Source organism: Rheinheimera muenzenbergensis (genome assembly GCF_036984005.1).
Taxonomy (GTDB): Bacteria; Pseudomonadota; Gammaproteobacteria; order Enterobacterales; family Alteromonadaceae; genus Alishewanella; species Alishewanella muenzenbergensis.
The window spans coordinates 1254-3459 of record NZ_JALAAR010000038.1 but is presented as its reverse complement, the minus strand read 5'-3'; the positions used below and the strand labels follow the sequence as shown (position 1 = coordinate 3459).

Sequence of the window (2206 nt, the reverse complement as noted above, 5' to 3'; positions counted from 1 at the left end):
TTATTCATGCAACCGCTATTTACCAGCCTGCCACTGGCACTGATTATGCTGCTGATGTGGCAATGGCCGGCGCAGGCTGCCGGTATCTCTGCGTTGTTTCCGGCAGCGGTTTACCTATTGCTGTTGTTTACCGCCGTGCTGGCCAGCCTGATGCGGCAATGGCACTGGTTGTATTGTTTAACCTTACTGGGCAGCCATTATTTTGTGGTGCAGCAAAGCCTGCAACAATCACTGAGCGACCCTGTGGTTGCCAGCCTTTATCTGGTGTTACCTGCGGCCTTTAGCCTGCTGTGGTTGTTGTTGCAATGGCAGAGTAAGCCGCAGCTGCTTACCGTACAGGGTATGACGGGCCTGTTGCTGCTGGGCGGCGCTTTACCGCTTGTCTGGCAGTTAATGCCGCCGCTGATGGCGCTACAACAAACGGTATTACCACTGTGGCTGCAACCGGTAAGCAGCCAGTTGCATATAAATTGGGGCACGCTATGGTGGATGGCATTGCTTGCCTGTGTCTGGGCCGGCGTGCTCAGTTTTAAGGCAGCGGCAATAACCCGCTGGGCGCAGTTTAGCGTCTGGCTGGCCATCATGCTGTTTTATGCTTTTGTGCAACAGCCGTTTATATCCGGCTGGATGACCCTGGCAGCCTGCCTGACACTGCTGCTTAGCCTGAGTCACCAAATGCTGCAGCTGGCCTATATTGATGAACTGACCCAGCTGCCACAACGGCGCGCCTTGCTGGCTCACTTAAGCCGGCTGGGGCGGCGCAGCGCGGTGACCATGCTCGATGTTGACCACTTTAAAAAGTTTAATGATACCTACGGCCACGATGTCGGCGATCAGGTACTGAAACTACTTGGCGCCGTGCTCGGCAGCGAAAAAGGCCTAACCGCCTACCGCTACGGCGGTGAAGAATTTACCCTGGTGTTTAACCACAACAACAGCGACAAGCTGGCCGAAAAACTGGAGCAGGTGCGCGAGCGCGTAGCCAGCTATCCGCTGGCTATTCGCCAGCAAGACCGGCCACAAGACAGCAAAAGCGGCAAACAACAGCGCGGCAGTAACACTGGCAGCAAAACCGTGCACATTACCATCAGCTTAGGCTGCGCCATCCGCCAACCCGGCGAAAACACCGAGCAACTGCTAAAACGCGCCGATGAAGCGTTGTACAGCGCGAAAAAAGCCGGCCGCAACCAGGTGGCTTTAGCCCGCTAAGCTGGCAACTACCATACTCGATCCGTGGCGTTATGCTGCTTCCCTATACGGCTGAAATCAATGTCACTGACTCTATTGAATTGACTCTATTGAATTGGCCCCTGTTGAATTGCTGATTTAATGTATATGCTTGACATATTCAGGCTACTATTTATACTGGCATATACAAGCAATATGCTTTGGAGGTTGAATTGAAAATAGCAGCATTATTTATCAACGGTCGAAGTCAGGCTGTGCGTATTCCAAAAGAGTTGGAGTTTGAGGGCGTTGCAGAAGTTGAGATTAGCCGCGAGGGCGATGCACTGATATTGCGTCCTGCCCGGAAAACGTGGACAAGCTTTGCCGATGAACCTTTAGTTGATGCCGACTTTATGATTGACCGCGTTGACGTTGTTGAAGATGGGCGGGTAGTGCTTTGAAAAAGACTTACATGCTCGATACTAATATTTGTTCTTTTATTATGCGTGAGCGACCAGAAACACTGCTGAAAGTTCTACAAGGCCATGTTGAGAATAAAGACCGGCTGGTCCTTTCAGCAATTACCTATGCAGAACTACGCTTTGGTGCCATCGGTAAAAAGGCTTCACCAAAGCACAACTTCATAGTTGATCAGTTCATGGAGCGTGTTGACGCTGTTCTGCCGTGGGACAAAATATCTGTAGAAGCCACTGCTGCGCTTAAACTCTATCTGGCTGAGCATGGTATACCTATCGGTGCAAATGATGCTGCAATAGCGGGTAATGCGATAGCGGCTGGCTGTGTGTTAGTAACTAACAACACACGCGAATTTGAACGAGTGCCGGGTCTTCGAATTGAAGATTGGTCGGCTTAAGGACCAATAGAAGGACCAATAGGGTCAGTGTCATTGATCGCGACGAAACACTGCCGATTTTCTATCTCCGCCTCTCCCTGTTGGCTCCGGCCGCCGCCCGGTTTTAGCGGCAATCTGCGCTTTAAAGTGTTCATTGCGCTAAGGGTCACATTGCGCTAAGGGTCA

Annotated in this window: 3 protein-coding genes; all 3 read left to right on the top strand. The window is 51.5% G+C overall.

Annotation, left to right across the window (positions count from 1 at the left end):
- Nucleotides 1–1209, top strand: a 1209-nt coding sequence (locus tag MN202_RS20375; RefSeq protein ID WP_335737968.1) for a GGDEF domain-containing protein, incomplete at its 5' end; no start/stop codon positions are given.
- Nucleotides 1210–1400: 191 nt separating this feature from the next.
- Complete coding sequence (gene vapB, locus MN202_RS20370) at nt 1401–1628, top strand: type II toxin-antitoxin system VapB family antitoxin (protein WP_335737967.1); 228 nt, start codon at nt 1401–1403, stop codon at nt 1626–1628.
- The gene (locus MN202_RS20365; protein ID WP_335737966.1) at nt 1625–2041 is read left to right on the top strand and encodes a PIN domain-containing protein; all 417 of its coding nucleotides are present in this window, start codon (nt 1625–1627) and stop codon (nt 2039–2041) included. Before vapB ends, MN202_RS20365 begins: the two co-directional genes overlap by 4 nt.
- The last annotated feature ends 165 nt before the right edge of the window (nt 2042–2206 follow it).